Origin of the sequence: Halobaculum rubrum, assembly GCF_019880225.1 — an archaeon.
GTDB lineage: Archaea > Halobacteriota > Halobacteria > Halobacteriales > Haloferacaceae > Halobaculum > Halobaculum rubrum.
Map to the genome: position 1 here is coordinate 1790431 of NZ_CP082284.1, position 19196 is coordinate 1809626.

15 protein-coding genes and 1 tRNA gene are annotated in these 19196 nt (G+C 67.9%); 7 read left to right on the forward strand and 9 right to left on the reverse strand.

Annotation, left to right across the window (positions count from 1 at the left end):
* Positions 1 to 39: 39 nt before the first annotated feature.
* Complete coding sequence (locus K6T25_RS09290) at positions 40 to 276, forward strand: Lrp/AsnC family transcriptional regulator (protein WP_222913452.1); 237 nt, start codon at positions 40 to 42, stop codon at positions 274 to 276.
* A gap of 34 nt (positions 277 to 310) precedes the next feature.
* Here the strand turns inward: K6T25_RS09290 and K6T25_RS09295 are convergent, their stop codons facing one another.
* A complete protein-coding gene (locus K6T25_RS09295; protein WP_222917970.1) occupies positions 311 to 1360 on the reverse strand; it encodes a thiamine pyrophosphate-dependent enzyme in 1050 nt (349 codons plus the stop codon).
* Between the two features lie 128 nt (positions 1361 to 1488).
* Here K6T25_RS09295 and K6T25_RS09300 point away from each other — a divergent pair, with 128 nt between their 5' ends.
* On the forward strand, positions 1489 to 1803 hold the full coding sequence (locus K6T25_RS09300) for a DUF7991 family protein (RefSeq protein ID WP_222913454.1): 315 nt from the start codon (positions 1489 to 1491) through the stop codon (positions 1801 to 1803).
* A 40-nt stretch (positions 1804 to 1843) separates the two neighbouring features.
* Here K6T25_RS09300 and K6T25_RS09305 read toward each other — a convergent pair whose 3' ends face one another.
* The 3 genes from K6T25_RS09305 to K6T25_RS09315 form a co-directional block, all read right to left on the reverse strand.
* Positions 1844 to 2707, reverse strand: a complete 864-nt coding sequence (locus K6T25_RS09305) for a DUF7537 family lipoprotein (protein ID WP_222913455.1) — start codon at positions 2705 to 2707, stop codon at positions 1844 to 1846.
* Positions 2708 to 2788: 81 nt separating this feature from the next.
* The gene (gene tmk, locus K6T25_RS09310) at positions 2789 to 3397 is read right to left on the reverse strand and encodes a dTMP kinase (protein ID WP_222913457.1); all 609 of its coding nucleotides are present in this window, start codon (positions 3395 to 3397) and stop codon (positions 2789 to 2791) included.
* A 77-nt stretch (positions 3398 to 3474) separates the two neighbouring features.
* Complete coding sequence (locus K6T25_RS09315) at positions 3475 to 3693, reverse strand: DUF8029 family protein (protein WP_225917724.1); 219 nt, start codon at positions 3691 to 3693, stop codon at positions 3475 to 3477.
* 455 nt (positions 3694 to 4148) lie between these two features.
* Between K6T25_RS09315 and K6T25_RS09320 the strand changes: the two genes are divergently transcribed.
* Positions 4149 to 7316: an adenosylcobalamin-dependent ribonucleoside-diphosphate reductase gene (locus tag K6T25_RS09320; RefSeq protein ID WP_222913459.1), complete on the forward strand. Its 3168-nt coding sequence runs from the start codon at positions 4149 to 4151 to the stop codon at positions 7314 to 7316.
* A gap of 114 nt (positions 7317 to 7430) precedes the next feature.
* Positions 7431 to 8450: an alpha/beta fold hydrolase gene (locus K6T25_RS09325; protein WP_225917725.1), complete on the forward strand. Its 1020-nt coding sequence runs from the start codon at positions 7431 to 7433 to the stop codon at positions 8448 to 8450.
* On the opposite strand, the gene K6T25_RS09330 is transcribed toward K6T25_RS09325, so the two are convergent.
* Positions 8386 to 10218 carry a histidine kinase N-terminal 7TM domain-containing protein gene (locus K6T25_RS09330; protein WP_222913461.1) on the reverse strand — a complete coding sequence of 611 codons (1833 nt, stop codon included), beginning with the start codon at positions 10216 to 10218 and terminating at the stop codon, positions 8386 to 8388. The two genes, K6T25_RS09325 and K6T25_RS09330, sit on opposite strands and share 65 nt — an antisense overlap.
* Before the next feature lie 259 nt (positions 10219 to 10477).
* Between K6T25_RS09330 and ilvD the strand changes: the two genes are divergently transcribed.
* Positions 10478 to 12277: a dihydroxy-acid dehydratase gene (ilvD, locus tag K6T25_RS09335; protein WP_222913463.1), complete on the forward strand. Its 1800-nt coding sequence runs from the start codon at positions 10478 to 10480 to the stop codon at positions 12275 to 12277.
* Positions 12278 to 12386: 109 nt separating this feature from the next.
* Positions 12387 to 13262 (forward strand): class I SAM-dependent methyltransferase, encoded by an 876-nt coding sequence (locus K6T25_RS09340; protein ID WP_222913465.1) that lies wholly within the window; start codon positions 12387 to 12389, stop codon positions 13260 to 13262.
* Positions 13263 to 13309: 47 nt separating this feature from the next.
* Here the strand turns inward: K6T25_RS09340 and K6T25_RS09345 are convergent, their stop codons facing one another.
* Positions 13310 to 14530 carry a lycopene cyclase domain-containing protein gene (locus K6T25_RS09345; RefSeq protein ID WP_222913466.1) on the reverse strand — a complete coding sequence of 407 codons (1221 nt, stop codon included), beginning with the start codon at positions 14528 to 14530 and terminating at the stop codon, positions 13310 to 13312.
* A 430-nt stretch (positions 14531 to 14960) separates the two neighbouring features.
* Positions 14961 to 15692: a hypothetical protein gene (locus K6T25_RS09350; protein WP_222913468.1), complete on the reverse strand. Its 732-nt coding sequence runs from the start codon at positions 15690 to 15692 to the stop codon at positions 14961 to 14963.
* A 207-nt stretch (positions 15693 to 15899) separates the two neighbouring features.
* Here K6T25_RS09350 and K6T25_RS09355 point away from each other — a divergent pair, with 207 nt between their 5' ends.
* Positions 15900 to 16661 (forward strand): class I SAM-dependent methyltransferase, encoded by a 762-nt coding sequence (locus tag K6T25_RS09355; RefSeq protein ID WP_222913470.1) that lies wholly within the window; start codon positions 15900 to 15902, stop codon positions 16659 to 16661.
* A 1246-nt stretch (positions 16662 to 17907) separates the two neighbouring features.
* Here K6T25_RS09355 and K6T25_RS09360 read toward each other — a convergent pair.
* Positions 17908 to 17978 (reverse strand) — tRNA-Pro (locus tag K6T25_RS09360).
* A 91-nt stretch (positions 17979 to 18069) separates the two neighbouring features.
* The gene (locus K6T25_RS09365; protein WP_222913472.1) at positions 18070 to 19182 is read right to left on the reverse strand and encodes a succinylglutamate desuccinylase/aspartoacylase family protein; all 1113 of its coding nucleotides are present in this window, start codon (positions 19180 to 19182) and stop codon (positions 18070 to 18072) included.
* Between the last annotated feature and the right edge of the window lie 14 nt (positions 19183 to 19196).

Sequence of the window (19196 nt, forward strand, 5' to 3'; positions counted from 1 at the left end):
CGCAGGAACGCTTTTTACTGTGGTACATGTTCACACACTATGGTTCACGCGTTCGTGATGGTGAAGGTGAGCGGGGACGCGGACACGTCGGCCGTCGCCGACGCGATCTCCGGGGTCGAGACCGTGACGGAGGCGCACGTCGTCGCGGGCGACTTCGACGTGGTCGCGGAGGTCGACGCGCCCGACATGTACACCGTGCTCGACACCGTCGCCGACGCGGTCCGCGGCGTCGACGGTGTCATCGACACGCGGACGTACGTGTCGATGACGGAGTGAGCGGCCGAACCTGGAGGAACCGAGCGGGCGTGGGCTATCGATCCAGCTCGTACGTCTCGGGGTGCTCGTCGGCGACCGCGCGGGCAGCCTCGCGCTGTCGACGCACGTCCGCGGGGAGATCCTCGGACAGCGAGTCGAACATGTCCTCCGGCTCCGGTCGCGGCACCGACTCGGCGGTCTCGACGGCCTCGCCGAGTTCGTCGTTCGCCGCGTCGGTGACTTCCTCGAGGAAGCCGTCGTCGACGATCCCCTGCTCGCGGCACCACTCGGCGAACCGGTCGAGCGGGTCGCGCACGCGCCACGCCGGCAGGTCCGGGTCGCCGTCGCGGTACTGGCTCGGGTCGTCGGCGGTGGTGTGGGCGCCCCGTCGGTAGGTGAGCGCCTCCACGAGCACCGGGTCGCCGTCGCGGGCGCGCTCCAGCGCGTTCTCGACGACCGCCCGCGTGGCGAGCGGGTCGTTGCCGTCGACCCGGACGCCCTCGATGCCGTAGGCGTCGGCCTTGACCGCGATCGACTCGCTGGCGGTCTGCCGCTCGCGGGGCAGCGAGATGGCCCAACCGTTGTTCTCACAGAAGAAGACGGTCGGGGCGTCGAACACGCCCGCGAAGTTCAGCCCCTCGTGGAAGTCGCCCTCCGAGGTCGCGCCGTCGCCGAAGCAGACCAGACTCGCCCAGTCCTCGTCCGCGTAGGTCGCCGCCATCCCCGCGCCGGCGGCGTGCGGGATCTGGCTGGCGATGGGTACCGCCTGCGGGAAGACGGGGACGTCGTGGTCGGAGTGGTACTCGGGGAAGCCGCGCCGAAACAGCAGGATGTCGCTCATCGGGACGCCGCGGGCTATCTGGAGGGCGTTCGACCGGTAGGTGGGGAACAGGTGATCCTCGGGCGCCATCGCGTGGGCGGCGCCGACCTGCGCGGCCTCCTGGCCCTCGAACGGCGGGTAGCCGCTCATCCACCCGCGCCGCTGGAGGGCGAGCGCGCGCTCGTCGAACCGGCGGGTGCGGACGATGTCGCGCAGTGCCGCGCGGGCGTCCTCGGCGTCGAAGCGGGTTTCGTCGAGGTCGCGCGTCCCGACGATCCGCGTCACGTCGTCGCTCATGGCTCCACTTGTCGCGGCATCCGGCATAAATTGCGGCGGGACGGCGGCGTCTCGACCGCCAGGCGGCGACTCGCCGCCCCCGACAGGCCAAAGAGCGCCCGACCCCTAAGCGGGGTATGGTCTCTGCGCTCGCGCTCGTGCTCACCGTCGTCGCGCTCGCGGTGAACACGCTCGTCGTCGCGGTGCTCTCGCGCTTCTTCCGGATCCGGCTGAAGACGCAGTGGGGGTGGGTGACGTACACGATGCTCGTCTCGCCGGTCGTCCTGGTCGTGCTCGGACTCGTACAGGGGTCGGTGATCCCGCCCCTGTTCGAGGGCGCTGCGGGGCTGTTCCTCGCGGTCTTCGTGGGGGTTCCGCTCGCGCTCGGCTTCACGATCGATCTGCTGTACGTTCCGCCGCCCGAGGAGTACGACCTCCCGGCGGCGGAGTAGCCGCCCGCTCTCCCCGCTCTCTCGCCGTTCCGGACTCGGCTCAGGGGGCGCTCTCGGTTTCCGCTTCCGTCTCCCCGTCCGCGCCCGCGTCGAGGGCTTCGTCGACCCACGCCGGCGGCCTCGCGTCGGTGTCGCCGGTCGTCACGCGGAAGCGCTCGACGACGGTCGCGGTGACCGAGTCGGTCCCGGTTCCGTACGTCGCGGTGTAGCGGAGCTCGTACCCGCGGACGATCCCGGCCTCGGTGACGTACGCCGTGGCGCTGAAGTTCTCAACCCGGACCCCGCTCCGGTTGAGCCGTTCGTGTTCGGCGGCGAGCACGAACAGTCGCTCGCCGGCGACGGCGACCGTGCCGGTGGGTCGAACGTCCGTTCCGTCGAACGCGGCGAGCACCTGTTCCTCCCCGCTGTCGTCGGTGTTGGCGATCGTCGGCGGCTCGCCCGGAACTCCCCGATAGCTGACCGCGCCGTCGTCGTCGACCGTTCGCAGCGCCGTGACGCTCCCGTTCGTCCAGAACGCGAACGCCCGGATCGGCGGCCCGTTCGCTCCCGGCAGGCTTCCGTTTCGGACGTAGTCGCCTCCGAGTCGGCCGCCCGCCTGCTCGATGACGCTGTGGCGCGTCGACAGCGTCGTCCCGTTGGCCGCGACGACGGTCCGCCGGAACCGGACGGTCGAGTTCACGTCACGGAGCGCCCGGTCGTGACTCGCTGCGAGCGTCGGTACGTCGACGGCGTCGGTCGCGACGCCGGGCGGGTAGCCCGGCTCGGGCGTCGGCGTCGGCGACGCGGTCGGCGTGGTCGCGAGCGCGGGATTCACCGTCCGGCCGCCGTCGCCGCCGCCCCCGGCGCCGCAGCCGGCGAGGAGGACGGCGAACGCGAGCGCGAGCGTGAGGACGGGGCGTCGCATACCTCCTACACGGGGCCGCGGCGAATAAGTGCCGACGGTGCCGGCGATCGGACCGGACCCGGGATCGAGGACGGTCCCCGATCAGCGCTCGGGTTGGTCGCCGTGTGCTTCGACGAGTCGCTCGACGGTGTCCTCGACGGCGTCGAGCACTTCCTCGGGCGAGCGGTCGGCGTCGACGCGGACGAACCGCTCGGGCTCGGCGTCGATCAGCCGCTCGTAGTTCGACTGCACCTCCGCGAGAAACGAGGCGCGCTCGTACTTGTCTGTCGCGCCGGCGCGCGCGGCCGCCGTCTCCGGGTCGACGTCTAGGTAGATCGTCGCGTCCGGCTCGCGCGTGAACGCGCCGTGGATGCCGCGGATGTATTCGAGCGGACGCTGGAGGTCGGAGTCGGCCAGAGTGGCGGCCTGGTAGGCGTACCGCGAGTCGGTGTAGCGGTCGGAGACCACCAGATCGCCGTCGGAAAGCGCCGGGCGAACCACCCGCGAGAGGTGGTCCGCGTGGTCGGCGATGTAGAGGAACAGCTCGGCCAGCGGGTCGGCGTCGTCTCCGTCGATCGACCGGTAGACGGCGTCGCCGTACCACGAGTCGGTCGGCTCGCGAGTGAACGTGGCGTCGGGGTGGACGTGGCGGAGGGCCTCCCAGGCGGTGGTCTTCCCGCTCCCGTCGAGCCCTTCGAGCGTGAGGAGCATCTGTTGATCCGTGGTGCTCGCGCCGGGGGCTTACCGCTTGCGTGTCGCGTGTCCCAGTCGGAGAGCCATCCGACGGCTCACACGAGGAACGTCGTCACGAAGAGGAACACTCCGACGGCGAGTGCCGCGATCAGGGCCAGCCGCCAAGCGAAGCTGAGGACGATCCGCCCGACGAACAGGACGACCAGGAAGCCGACCAGCGCGAGGAAGACCGTTCCGAGCGTCGAATCGAGCGGTCCGGGCAGCTGGAGCAGTGCGGCAGCGGCGGCGAACGCGAGGGTGTTCACGACGGTCACGGTTCCGCCTACTCATCCGACCGTGGTATCCCTTTCCCCACGTGTCAGACGATCCTCCCACCTCCGAGCGACGAACCGAACGGTCGACGCCGGACTGCCGTCGCGCCGACTCTCGCTCACGAAGACACGACCGTGCACGGACACGATCGTGCCCGTTTGCGCCGTCCCCCGGTTCCCGCTCCGCTCCGATCGTTGATCACTTTCACTCCGCTCTGAACATCCTTATACCGCCGCTCGCACAACGTTCATACGGACCCGATCGACCGGGCTCAGGCTCATATCGATAAGCCACGCCTACATCAAGCTCGTTTGAATTAGTACAAGCCTATCGGAATCCGCGCCGTTTATGAGCGTGGGTCCGGTACCGAACGTCCGTCCGAACCCACAATGCAACGCCACGCTATCCACACCGAACTCTGTCGATCTGTCGGCGAAAAGCGGGGGGTGCGCGACGAATGAGTCGCGCCGACCTCGACGCCGACGAGCTCGAACTGCCGATCAAACGAACCGAGGGGGACACGCTGCAAGCGCGGCTCACGTCCAACGCCTACGACAACATCCTTCCCGCCCGCTACCTTCGCAAGGACGCGGACGGGAACCCCGACGAGACGCAGGAGGAGCTGTTCGAGCGCGTCGGTCACAACGTCGCGCTCGCGGAGGCCGTCTTCGGGGCCGACGAGCCCGTCACGGTCACGCCCGACCAGATCAAGCCCGATCACCCGCGCCGCGACGAGCTCGCCGAGGAAGTATTCGGTGCCGGGGTCACGGCCGACGACGAGGACGCCGAGACCGAGCTGACCGTCTACAACGTCAACAAGTTCGCCTACGAGACGGTCGTCCCCGAGCTTCCCGAGGACGTCCGCCAGCACGTCGAGGAGACGGCCGACGAGTTCCAGGAGCTGATGGAGCGGCTCTCGTTCATGCCGAACTCGCCGACGCTGATGAACGCCGGCGACGAGCTCCAGCAGCTGTCGGCCTGCTTCGTCGACTCCCCCGCCGACGACATCGACGACATCCATCAGACGGCCAAGGAGGCCGCGCAGGTGTTCCAGTCCGGCGGCGGGATGGGGTACGCGTTCTGGAAGCTCCGGCCGTACGGCGACTCGGTCGGCTCGACCGGCGGCATCGCCTCCGGGCCGATCACGTTCATGCGGACGTTCGACCAGATGTGTGAGACGATCGCGCAGGGCGGCGCGCGCCGCGGCGCCCAGATGGGCGTCATGCGCGTCTCGCACCCCGACGTGATCCAGTTCCTCCACGCGAAGAACAAGGACGTGAGCCTCGCGAACACGCTCCGGCTCAACGACCCCGACGACTTCACGCACACGTCGTTCGCGGACGCGCTGGAGGAGGCCCGCGAGCTCATCGACGACGACGGGAAGGTGCCCAAGCACCTCCGCAACGCCGTCGAGGGGCACCTCTCGAACTTCAACATCTCCGTCGGCGTCACCGACGACTTCATGGACGCGCTCGACGCCGGCGAGGAGTTCACGTTCACCAACCCCCGCACGGAGGAGCCCCACGTCGCCACCCCCGAGACGAAGGAGCTGTACGACATGTTCGGCCTCGGGGAGTACGTCGAGGTCGGCGAGGTGCTGTCGGTGCCCGCCGCCGAGATCTGGGACCAGATCGTCGAGGGCGCCCACGAGAACGGCGAGCCGGGCGTCGTCTACCTCGAACGGATCAACAAGCTCCACAGCTTCGACGTGGAAGAAAATCCCGAGCATAGAATACTTGCAACAAACCCCTGCGGCGAGCAGCCGCTCGAGGAGTACGAGGCCTGTAACCTCGGCCATATCAACCTCTCCACGCTCGCGGATCTCGACGCGCCCGACTGGCGGGTCTGGCGCGAGGAGCACGCCGACGAGTACGACAGCGAGGAGGCCGCCGTCGAGGCGTTCCTCGAGGACGCCATCGACTGGGCGGAGTTCGACTACCGCATCGAGATGGGGACGCGCTTCCTCGAGAACGTCGTCACCATGTCGGACTTCCCGGTCCCGAAGATCGAGGAGAAGGTCCGCGACATGCGCAAGATCGGCCTCGGCGTCATGGGGCTCGCGCAGCTGTACATCCAGCTGGGCGTCCGCTACGGCTCCGAAACGGGCAACCTGATCGCCGAGGAGCTGATGACCCACATCAACCACGGGTCGAAGGCCGCCAGCCACGACCTCGCCGAGGAGCGCGGCAGCTTCAACGACTGGGACGAGTCGAAGTACGCCGACCCCGTCCGCTACGCCGACTGGTTCGAGCAGTACGTCGGCGAGGACCCCGAGGACTGGGCAGACGGCTACCCGATCCGGAACCACAACACGACGACGATCGCGCCGACCGGCACCACCTCGATGGTGGGCAACACGACCGGCGGCTGCGAGCCCATCTACAACGTCGCCTACTACAAGAACGTCTCCGACGACGTGCAGGGCGACGAGATGCTCGTCGAGTTCGACGACTACTTCCTGCGCACGCTGGAGGCGAACGACATCGACGTCGACGCCGTGAAGGCGGAGGCACAAGAGCAGATGGCGACCAACGAGTTCGACGGCGTCGACGGGCTGGAGACGGTGCCGGACGCCATCGGCGAGCTGTTCGTCGTCACGGGCGACCTCACCGCGAAGGACCACGCGGGCGTGCAGGTCGCCTGCCAGACGGGCGTCGACTCGGCCATCTCGAAGACGGTCAACGCGCCCAACGACTCCACGCTCGAGGACGCCCAGGAGGTCTTCGAGTACATCTACGAGCACGGCGGCAAGGGTGTCACCTACTACCGCGACGGCACCCGCTCGAAGCAGGTGCTCACCACGCGCGCCGACAACGCCGAGTTCGCCGACGAGAGCGAGGCCGCGGAGGCGCTCGTCGCCCAGATCTCCGAGGTGTTCGGCGGCATCGAGGGGTTCCTCGAGAACGAGGACGTACAGGCCGCGCTCGACGAGGAGGTCGCGGACCTGCTTGAGTCGGCCGACGAGCGGACGGTCAACATCGACTACACCGAGAAACGCGCCCGACCGGACTCGCTGCGCGGGGTCACTCAGCTCGTCGAGACCGGCTACGGGAAGATGTACATCACCATCAACGAGGACCCCGAGTCGGGCGAGCCGTTCGAGGTGTTCGCCAACATCGGCCACTCCGGCGGCTTCACCAACTCCTTCACGGAGTCGCTGGCGAAGGTCATCTCGACGGCGTTGCGCTCGGGGGTCGACCCGCGCGAGATCGTCGACGAGCTGCAGGGGACCCGCTCGCCGAAGATCGCCTGGGACAAGGGCGAGCAGATCCAATCGATCCCGGACGCGATCGGCACGGCGATGCGCCGCTACCTCGACGACGAGATCGAGAAGCGCTACCCCGAGCAGACGAGCCTCGACGAGGTCGGCGCGGGCGCCGACGTGACCGCCCCCGAGTCGGACGGCGGGACGGCCGTCGAGAGCGGGGTCTCCGACCCCGGGGAGCCCGTCGACGCGGGCGCGCCCGGACCGGAGGACGCCGGCGACGTCGGGGAGGCCACGGACGCCGTGGACGAACTCATCGCCAACGGCGAGTCGCCGGAGTGTCCCGACTGCGGGAGCATGACGCTGTACTACTCCGAGGGCTGCAAAACCTGCGAGAGTTGCGGCTGGTCCGAGTGCTGAGCGAATACTGAGCGAATGCGAAGCCGGGACTGAGCCCCGACCGCTTCGATTCTCTTTCGCGCGCTACTGGAGACCGAGCAACTGCTACCCTCGCCCGGCGCGTACCGATCGGGCATGGCCACCGTGGAATCGAACGGCGTCGAGACGCACTACGAGCGCCGCGGCGACGGTCCGCCCGTCGTGTTCGTCCACGGCGCGATCGTCGACCACACCCAGTGGGTGCCGCAACTCGACGCGTTCGCGGACGAGTACACCGTCGTCGCCTACGACGTACGGGGCCACGGCCCGACGGGCGGCTCCGATCGGGAAACATACACCGTCGACCCGTTCGCGGAAGATCCGGCGGCGCTGGTCGACGCGCTCGATCTCGATCGTCCCGTCGTCTGCGGGCTGTCGATGGGCGGGTGCATCGCGATGAGGTACGCGGCGCGGTACCCCGACGGGCTCTCGGGGCTCGTGCTCGCGGACACGTTCGGTCCCGCGCCGCTCACGCTCGGGGAGCGCCTCCAGCGGGAGGCGTTGCGGCTGACGGTCCCGTCCGTCCGCGTTTTCGGCTCCCCTCGCGTCGAGCGGGCGACGGTGTGGATCCTGGGGCGGCTCTCGGACGAGAACGTCGCCGGCGACTACGATCGAACCGAGGCGATCCGCGAGACGGGACCGCCGATGTCGACCGCGGAGTTCGCGAAGGTGATCCGCGCGCTGGCGTCGTTCGACCGGGTGCACGTCGACCTCGCGACGATCGCGGCGCCGACGCTCGTGTTGCGCGGCGAGCACGACGCGGCGTTTGTCCGCCGGCAGTCGTCGGCGCTCGGGGCGCTGATTCCCGACGCCGACGTTCCGGAGGGCCCGGCGCGGGAGACGCGTCGACCCTCGACGAGGCCACGTTCGTCACCGCCGCGATCCGCCGCCTTCTGGAGCGTGTCGGCACGACGAACTCCGAGACTCGGTCCGAAACTCCGGGCCCGGCGAGCGGCGTCGGCGACGCGTGAGCACGACCGGCCCGTGGGCGGCCGGCACGCATCCGCACACGTTCGTGACCGGCGGGACGTCCGGACGGGGGCCGACCCGCTCAGGCGGTCGGCTCCGCCGCCGCTGGAGCCGACTCCGTTTCCGCAAGCGGGAGGGTTACGGTGACGATCGTTCCGCCCCCGTCTCGGTCGGTCGCGTCGACGGAGCCGCCCGAGATCGTCGTTATCCGATTGATCAGCCACAGACCGAGTCCGTTCGCGTTCTCCAGCGACGGTTCGGTGCCGACGAGCACCGCCCGATCGTCCGCCGGGATCCCGGGGCCTTCGTCTTCGATCCGGAGCTCGACCGTCGAGGTCGCCGGGTCGGCGTCGAGCCGCACGGCGAGCCGGGGCCGATCGTCGTCCGCGTGCTCGATCGCGTTCTCGATCAGGTTGTCGACCACCGAGGGGAACACCGCGACCGCGGAGACGGCGATCGCGTCGTCCGGAAGCGACGTCTCGAGTCGCACCTCGGGCTGTTCGGCGCGGACCTGCTCACAGCGCTCGCGGACCACGGTCGTCAGATCGAACCGCTTGAACTCGGGGCTGCCGTCGGCGAGCGTCTCGGCGAGCGCGGCCTGTTCGACCACCGAGAGCATCCCGTCGGTTCGCTTCGCCAGCACGTCCAGCGCCTCGCGCGCCGCGTCCGACCTCGAATCGGACAGCTCCTCCTCGAGGAGCGTCAGATAGCCGTCGATCACCGAGATATCGTTCCGGAGATCGTGTCGCAGTACGCGGTTGAGCACTTCCGCGCGGCGTTCGGCTGCCAGCCGCTCGGTGACGTCTCTGAACACGAGGACCGTCGCGTCCGTCCGGTCGAGCGACCCGACGGACACCTCGAAGGTCCGCGGGCGAGCCGTCGGTTCCCGGTCGTTCCGGCGCCGGCCGTCCGTCGCTCGGTCGGCGGCCGATCCCTGCCGACCGTTCTCTTCCCGTTGCTCCCCGTCGCCTTGTGCCGATTCGACCGTCGCGGTGACGGTGGTTGTCCCCGAGGACTGCCGCGTCCGGATCGATTCGACCAGCGCCGGCTGATCGTGAAACGTCTCGTCGATCGGTCGACCGATCGGGTCGTCCTCCTCGAACAGTCGGGTCGCCGCCTCGTTGGTCGCCCGGATCGCTTCGTCCCCGTCGACGACCACGACGGGGTCCGAGAGATGGGTGACGATGTGATCCTGTGCGACCGCGATCGAGTCGAGAAGCCGATACCGGGTGATCGCGACGCCGGTAATGACCGTCGTCACCGCGAACATCGCCGGCGTGAAGTCGATCCGCGGACCCCCGCCGGTGAGAACGACGACGCTCACGACACCGGCGATCATCGGCAGCAGCCCGGCCCCGAACACCGCGAGCCGACGCGACCGTACGATCCCGGTCGAGCGCCGGACGCTGCGAGCGAGCCGCCAGAGGACGTATATGTCCACCGCGAACGACCACAGGAGGAACGCCCTGAACCCGACCCCCGGCGTCACCGTCGACCGGACGACCTCGCCCGTCGTCAGGGCAACGTCGGTGTAGATCAGCTCGTGGGCCGGGTTCGAGATCGCGAGTACGGCGAACGCCAGCGGGACGCCCGAGATGAACGGGATACGCCGGCGCGTGAGCCAGTGATCGTCGCCGGCGACCGCGAACGCGAAGATCGGCCACGACGCCCCGACGACACCCGTTCCCAGCCAGAGGAGGTCGTTGTACGCGAGGATCGCGGGAAGCGTCGACGCTCGCAGCTGGAGCGCGTACGCCCAGGCCCATGTCGTGGCTCCCACCGCCACTCCGAGAAAGCCGACGACCTCGGGGCCACCGAGCGTCACCGACCGTCGCCACAGCACGAACAGGAGCACCCCGACGGACGCGGCACCCCCGAGTATCAACAGCGGGACGATGTAGGTGATGACTGTCATGTGGGCTGGATCCGCCGTACTGCTCGCCCGCGGTTGTCCGCCGAAACGGATCCACCGCGGGCGCGGTCGCGAAGGCTATTCGTCCCTTCGACGAATCGGATTTAAAAATTGCGTCCTCGCTCGCGCCCGCCGCACGATCGAGGGCGTTCCACCGTGCTGTCCGGCACCACGGCGACGACGCGGTTCGATCACGTTCGGGGCCGACAGCAACATCTGTTCGTGTGCGGCAGTTTATCAGCGCGCGCGCCGACCACGACGTATGAGCAAGCAGGAGCCGCCACGGTCGGACCGCGACAGCGACGGGGCCGACGACGACGCGACGGCGGACGCGGACGGGTTCGCCGGCGAAAAGGACGAGTCCCTTCGGAGCCGCGAGGTGACGGCCGGCGCAGAGCGCGCCCCGCACCGCGCGATGTTCCGCGCGATGGGGTACGACGACCAGGACCTCTCTTCCCCGATGGTCGGCATCCCGAACCCCGCCGCCGACATCACGCCGTGCAACGTCCACCTCGACGACGTGGCCGACGCCGCCCGCGAGGGGATCGAGGGCGCCGAGGGGATGCCTATCGAGTTCGGGACGGTCACCATCTCCGACGCCATCTCGATGGGGACCGAGGGGATGAAAGCCAGCCTCGTCTCCCGGGAGGTCATCGCCGACTCCGTCGAGTTGGTCTCCTTCGGCGAGCGGATGGACGCGCTCGTCACCGTCGCGGGCTGTGACAAGAACCTTCCCGGCATGCTGATGGCGTCGATCCGGACGGATCTCCCCTCTGTGTTCCTGTACGGCGGGTCGATCAAGCCGGGCGAGCACCAGGGCCGCGACGTGACCGTCCAGAACGTCTTCGAGGGCGTCGGCACGTACGCCGAGGGCGACATGAGCGCCGACGAACTGGACGAGATGGAGCGTCACGCCTGCCCCGGCGCGGGCTCGTGTGGCGGGATGTTCACCGCGAACACGATGGCGAGCATCTCGGAGGCGCTGGGGATGGCGCCGCTGGGCTCGGCGTCGCCGATGGCCGAGTCCGAGGAGCGGTACGACACCGCCCGACGCGCGGGCGAACTCGCCCTGGAGTGTGTCGAGCAGGACCGCCGTCCCTCGGACATCATCTCGAAGGAGTCGTTCGAGAACGCCATCGCGGTGCAGGTGGCGATGGGCGGGTCGACGAACGCCGTGCTCCACCTGCTCGCGCTCGCGGCCGAGGCCGACGTCGAGTTGGACATCACGGAGTTCGACGAGATCTCCCGGCGCACCCCGAAGATCGCGAACCTCCAGCCCGGCGGCACTCGCGTCATGCAGGACCTCGACGAGATCGGCGGCGTTCCGGTCGTGATCCGCCGTCTGATCGAGGGGGGCTACATGCACGGGGACGCGATGACCGTGACGGGTCGGACGATGGCCGAGGAGATCGCGCACCTCGAATCCGAGGGACACCTCCCCGCGGACGACGACATCGAGGCCGACTTCCTCTACACCGTCGACGAGCCGTACAGCGAGGAGGGCGCGATCAAGGTCCTGACGGGGAACCTCGCGCCCGACGGCGCGGTCCTGAAGGTCACCGGCGACGACGCGTTCCACCACGAGGGCCCCGCCCGCGTGTTCGAGGCCGAGGAGGACGCCATGGCGTACGTCCAGTCCGGCGAGATCGAGTCCGGCGACGTGATCGTCATCCGCAACGAGGGGCCCCGCGGCGGCCCCGGGATGCGCGAGATGCTCGGCGTCACCGCCGCCGTCGTCGGCGCGGGCCACGAGGACGACGTGGCGCTCCTGACGGACGGCCGCTTCTCGGGCGCGACGCGCGGGCCGATGGTCGGCCACGTCGCCCCCGAGGCCGTCGAGGGCGGCCCGATCGGCCTCGTCGAGGACGGCGACACGGTGACGGTGGACATCCCGAATCGGGACCTCTCGGTCGACGTGAGCGACGAGGAACTGGCCGCCCGCGCCGACGCATACGAGGCGCCGGAGCCGCAGTACGCCGGCGGCGTGTTCGCGAAGTTCGCCCGCGACTTCGGCAGCGCCGCCAACGGCGCCGTCACGAATCCGAAGGCGAAGCGGGACTGATCCGGCGGCTCCGCTCGACGATTCGGCAGGTCCGGTCGGCGTCAGAGGACACCGATATCAGCACCGTTCGCGCAACGCCCAAGTACCGCGCCAGCGACACACCCGCGGCATGAGGGACGGCGGCGACCGAACGAGCGACGACGGGTCAGGCAGCGACCGCGTCTCGAATCGGGACCTGTCGGCACGGTTCGAGGCGAACCGAGAGCACTGGGAGCGGATGGTCGAGCCGGTGTCGGTCGCCGACGGCACGGCCGAGATCGAGGCGTTCCTCGACGGCGAGTCGGCGCTGCTTCCGGTCCAGCGCCGGGAGGTGGGCGACGTGACCGGCGACAGCCTGCTGGATCTGCAGTGCTCGATCGGCACCCGGACGCTTTCGTGGGCACGGGCGGGAGCGACGGTGACCGGCGTAGACATCTCCGGCGAGAGCGTCCGGGTGGCCCGCGAACTCGCGGCGGCGGCCGGCCTCACGGACGACGCGACGTTCGTCCGCGCGAACGTGTACGACCTCCCCGGGGCAATTCCCGAGGCGCCCGACGGCGGGTACGACACCGTCGTCAGCAACTTCGGCGTGCTCTGTTGGCTCCCCGACCTCGACCGGTGGGCCGAGGTCGTCGCCGAGTCGCTGACGCCGGGCGGGACGTTCCATCTCGCGGAACATCACCCGATCGCGACCGCCCTCTCGGACGATCTGGGAGACGGCGCCGCTGCCGGCGATATCTCCGTGGAACACCCGTACTTCTCGACGGACGAACCGGTGGCCGACGGCGACACCCACAAGTGGACCCACGGACTGGGGGAGATCCTGACAGCGCTCGTCGGCGCCGGGATCGACCTCCAGCACGTGCATGAACACTCGTTCTCGCCGATCCGACGGTCCGAGGCGATGGTCGAGGACGACGAGGGCAGCTGGCGCTTCGAGGGTCACGACCTCCCGCTGCTCGTGACGGTGACGGGGACCCGCCGGGAGCCGGCCGTCGGCGAGTGAGCCGCCCGTGACCGCTCCGGCGAACGGTCCGGTCGGGAGTGACGCCGCTACAGCCGTTCGGTCCCAGTCCCCAACTCCGCCGCCTCGTCGCCGTCCTCCCGGGGGTGCAACGTCTCGTGGATGCCGAGCACCAGCGCCGGCACGACGATCATGAATACGTGCTCCTCGATCGGGATCCCGACGAGTTCGACCCCGGTCCGCATCGGGATCGAGAACACGCCCACCTCCAGCGTGTACCAGTCCCAGACGTACGCGACGGGGTACAGCGCCGCGACCGTCCGGCCGGCGCGCCACAGCGCGTCCCGCCCCCGACGGACCAGCAGCGCGAGCGCGGCGGCGCCGAAGACGGCCTCCGTCGCGAGGTAGGTGTACGAACCGAGCACGGTGATGTCCGGGAGCGGGGCGCCCGCCAGCGGGCGGAAGAAGACGGCGACCAGCAGGCCCGCGAGGAAGAGATACGCGCCGCGAACGAGCAACATCGTCGCCGTCTCCGGATCACGGCGGACGGCGACGGCGGCGACGGCGCCGAACGCGAGGCTCGCGACGGGCGCGCTCGGCGGCAGTACCCCCGTGATCGTCAGCGGGACGACCGCGAACAGGCCGACCGCGAGCGCCGCGATCGCGAGGCCCTGGGCGCGCGACGGCCCCAGTGCCACGGCGACGGTCTGCTTGCCGATCGAGCGGTCGTAGCCGTAGTCCTGGGCGTCGTCGATCACCTTCACGCCCGCGAGCGTGACGACGAGCACCCCCGCCACCGCGAGCGGTGGACCCGTGAGCGTCCCGGTCTGGGCCGCGTAGCCGCCCAGCAGGCACAGCCCGACGCCGACGGGATAGCCCAGCGTCGTCGTGACGGGGTTGGTGTCGAACTGGGGGGCGTGGAGGTAGCCGATCGCCCACGTCGGCGCGGCGACCGCGACCGCGAGGGGCGCGGCCGTCGGCTCCGCGAGGACGGCCACGCCGGCGAGACACGCGAGGAAGCCGAGGGTCGACCCCGCGAGGCCGAGGCGGCAGCCGCGTTCCGTCATCGGGTGATCGTCGTCCTCGCCGCGGCGATGGAAGTCCACGTAGCCGTCCTTCACGTGGGCGGTGTAAACAGCGAAGAAGGCTGTGCCGGCGTGGACGAGCGCTAACCGCGGGTCGAACGCGCCCGCCAGCGCCGCGCCGAACAGCGCCGTCGCCACCGGCGGGAGCATGAACACGGGGTGGACCTGCGAGGCGTACGCTCGCGCGACGGCCGCCGGACCGCGCCCGTGGCGGGCGATGGCCATATGTCGTGATCGTGTGTGAATCGCATAAACTGACCGGATGGACCGTCCCGTCCGACGGGGTCGGGGAGTCAGTCGTTCCGGTACCCGTCGTGCTCGGTGTTCTTCCGGACCGAGCGTTGGACCAGTCCCATCCTCTGATGACTCCGTCTCCGGCGTCCTCCTCGAACTTCAAGAGGTGCGTGCCGAAGGACACGTCGGAGCTAGGTCGGGGCTGCTACCACTCGATGACCGGGCATCCGCCGACGACTGATCACGACCCTTCCGCGTCTCCGCCGGATCGGTTTACGGCTGGATCCCGGGTTACACGTTCCAGGACGGCGCTTGAGATCGGTACTACGCCCCCAGAGAGAAGCAACGCCGACCCCGATGGAGGGGATGATCGCGGCCGGGTTCGACAGTCCAGTCGTGTGGCGTCGGACGCCCGGCGGGTTCAGATCGATTCCGAAACTTGCGCCACCCCGTACTCCGCGGTGGTCGACTGTTCGGCCCTCACCGCTCCGTCGACGAGGATCTGAACGGTCAGTTCGCCCGACCCGCCGCCGTCTCTCTTCTGCGCGTTCCCGGACACGATCGATGCCGAGTTATCTACGGGTAGGTGGCTATCGCCGACGCCGGAGATGCTACGTTGTCCGCCTTCGGTTCCGAGGGAGCCCGACCACTCGCCACCGTAGAGAACCCTGAACGAAACGTACTGACGGGGCTTTTCGCCGAACTCCTGAAAGGAAGTTTCCGTCCCGTCGACGAAGTACGTGAGCGAGAAATAGCCGTTCTGGATCTCGTTTACGGCCAGTCGACTCAGGTCGTCACCGTCGTAGAGCTCGAGCGTCACCTCCGTACGGTCCCCACCGGGGATCGACACGTCGGCCGAGTCCTCGAGATCTCCGTAGATACCATCGACTCCGATGAGGAGGTTGACGCTGACGGTGAACTCCACCGCCTCTTCGGCCGTGTTCTCGATCGTCAGCGTCGACTGAGTGACGCTGTCGACGGTCTCCACATCGTTGTTTACGAACTCGACCGCATCCGCGGCGTTCGATCCGTTGTCGGCCCCGTTCGAGGCAGATGAGCCGTTACCCGTGCACCCGGCGAGCGCGACCGCCGCGGAGGTACCGATCCCGGCCAAAAACGACCGTCGAGTCCCGAATTCGTCGTCTTTCTTCATTTTAACTATCGGATGTATTCTCCGCCGGTATGTATACCTCTCGTCCGGACCGTCCCCCGTCGATCGGGGGTTCGACGCGAACCCGCGGGGTCGCACGAGCACGATCGCCGACCCCACGAACGTCGGTGACGGTCGCCGGCGACAGGTAGTATATATAACAAACCCTATGAAGCTCCATTCGCTTGATTCGCCAGTTACACGCCTTCTATGCCGAACCTCAACCGATATTCCGAAGAGTTGGCGGCTTCGTACCGTGCCGCTCACGAACAGGGCGATCTCGGGGACGAGGCCTTTTACCTCGATCTCGCGATGAACGCGAACGGCCGAGTGTTGGAGGCCGCATGTGGAACCGGCCGGCTCTATCTCCGCATGCTACGCAATGGAGTCGATGCGGACGGCTTCGATGCGTCCCGTCCGATGCTCGAACTCCTCCGGTCAAAAGCGACCGATAGCGGTGTAACTCCGACAGTCTGGCAGGCAGACCTTCGAACGGTTGGTGCGTCGGCCGAATACGACCTCCTCATTGTTCCGTACAATTCGTTTTGCAATCTGACGGGAGTTGACGACCAACTTTCAGCACTCGATGCGTTGTACGCGGCGTTGAATCCCGGTGGGCGGCTTGTCTTCGACATCTACGTTCCTCGTTACGATGTCATCGCTGAGTCGTTCGATGAGTGGCACTCGCACCGAACGTTCGAGCATAACGGTAGAGAACTAAGTAGTCGAACTCGGACTACTATCGACAGCCAGATAGACCAAACGTATCGATCTGAACACGAAATCCGGGAGTCGGACGGCAACGAAGTAGCCCGGGAGGAATTCGTCATGGCGCACCTCCCACGACAGCAAGTGGAGCTGTTGATTCGTCAGTCGCTGTTCGAACGGTGGTCCGTACATGGTGGGTTCAGCGAAAGGCCACTCGAAGACGGGGATAGCGTCCAATGCTGGAGTCTTTGGAAACAAGCCTAACCGCTCGAGAGTGGCTGGGACGGAGTTTGACAGCCACGCGCCCGTTATTACGCGGGGTCGGGTGAGGAGAACCGGTGTCCGACAGAACCTCCGGAGATACAGTGGCAATCCCACCTAGCAGAGAGTCCTCCCAACCCTACAGTGAAACTACTACCTCGTCAATTCCCTATTACACCCTCAACTAGTGACTCGTCATCGATATCGAAGACATCGAACAAAGAATTTTTGACATTAGTAGAGCAAGCAGGTGTGATGCCCTCCAGACGACACGTTCTGACAGGGTTCGGAGTGCCCGGTGCTACCGGGTTGGCCGGTTGTTCTTCGGCACACGTTGAGACACCAGGACCCTCAGTACCCGGGAAACCGACGGTTAGAAACCACCCGCAGCGCCCCCAGGTCGTTCCCGTCCGGCTGTTACAGAACAGCGATCCGGTGTACCAGCAGACGAAACAGGCTACACTCGCAGTAGACGGGCAGCTCGACGGTGCCGTTTTTGAAGCCTATCCATCCGAACCGGGCAGAAATGTCTTGATGGCGGGCTTGAACGGGCAGACACGATCGGTGTGGGACCAGTTCGACTTCGCCGAGTACGATACTCCCTGTCTGGGGACCAGTAACGCCATCGAGGACATCACCCCTGGTGACCGGACAGATGTCACGATATGGAAGACGAGCAACCCTCGGCTCTGTCGCGACACGTCGGAACGCGCTACTAAAGAGGGCCAAAACAGGTAACCGATAGCATGGCGACGAAAGCACTCTGGACGAACGCTGCAGGCCTTCTGATTAGTCTCATCGGTACGGTATTACTGTTCGTACATGTAACCAGCAGATACAATTCGGGGATTCAGGACCTCGGATCGATAGCGGTCGGCTACCTCGGGTTGATTCTTCTGGGGATATCGGTATCGATCACGGGGGTCGCACTGCTGCTAAATGGCTGATACCGGACCGATCGTTGTCCGGTTGGACTCGACCGTGGTAGCGGAGACCGCCGGACGTTCTGTCGGGGCCTGAATCGCCCGAACGGCTTCTCGTTCCTCAGGAAGGCGTTCGAAGTATCAGTGCAGATCTGCTTGGATAAGCGAGTACGCACTCATCGCGTCGATTTCGGTGTTCAGTGAACTGGTGAGATCGTCCATCACGTTCCTTCACCTTCCGATAGTAAATTGAACCTATACAGTCGGGTATACTGGCTCGCTACTGGCGTCAACTACCGATACTCGGAAGGCGACAGCGTGAGAAGTGGGACCGCCGAGATTCGAACTCAGGTCCTACGGACCCCATCCGCAGAGGATACCACTACCCTACGGTCCCGCACTCGGGTAAAAACGAGCACCGGGGTTAAGCGCTTCGTTTCATTGGGGCCACGTCGTCGTGCGATCACACGGCATGGACTCGGCGGTGCTCACTGGTCCGCGCCCTCTTGACCTCTCGGCACAACCAGCTCCCCGTCGTCGCGGACGGCCATGCTCGCCACCGGGGTCCCCTCGTAGACGGCCAAGCCCTCGGCCCGACCGATCAGGTAGCCGTCGTGCTCGCTTTCGACAGTGGTCACCGTTTCGCCGTGCGGGGTCACCACGTCGGCGACGGCGTCCCCCGCCTCCACGGTTTCGCCGACTGCGACGCGGTGACGCAGCAGGCCCGCCTCCTCGACACGCGGGCCGACGAACCGCCGCACGGGGTACTCGACGGGCGGGTCCGGGGCGCCGACTCCCGCCTCCGTGATCCCCGCCGGCGGCGAGTCGAGCAGTCCGAACTCGACCGCGGCGGCGGCGATACCGGCGACGCCAGCCGCGCGGGCGTCCTCCTCCACGACGCTGTGGCCGCCCAACTCGGCGGTGACCGCGGGGATCCCGGCGGTGTTGAGCGCGGCGCCGGCGGTCGAGCGTTGGAGGGACTGTCCGACGTACTCCTCGGCGGGGTACTCGGTAAGGACCGGAAGCCCGAGGGCCGTCGCGAGGCGGTCGAGATCCTCCGCCAGCCCTTCCGCTTCCGCCTCGGTCCGCTTTTCGCCGTACAGCACCCGGTCGCGGATGGTGAACGGCATCGACCCGATCTGCGCGGTGTGGCAGTCGACGAGTAGGTCCGCGGAGTCGGTCAACGCCTCGAACAGCCGGGTGTCGATGCGCTCTTGCGTCTCGGGCGGGCGCGACCCCTCGCGCTCGGTGTCCGGGAAGTAGCGGTTCGGATCGTCGCCGCCGTAGTAGGAGGTGCGCTCGGTGCGCCGCACGCCGGCCGGGTTGACGACGGGGACGACGACGACCGCACCCGCGATGCCCTCCGCTCCGACCGCATCGGCGAACGTCGCGGCCGCGTCCTGCGCGACTGCGACGCCGGTGGCCTCGTCGCCGTGGACGCCGCCCGTCACCCAGAGCACGGGGCCGTCGTCGGCGCCGTTGATCACGGTGACGGGGAGTCGTTCGCTTCCGCCGGTCGGGAGGTCGGTCGCGTGGAGCCAGCCGTCCGCGCGCTCGCCGGGAGCGGCGCTCGCGGAGCCGACATCGAGGATGTCGCTCATGTTCGTGTCTGGCT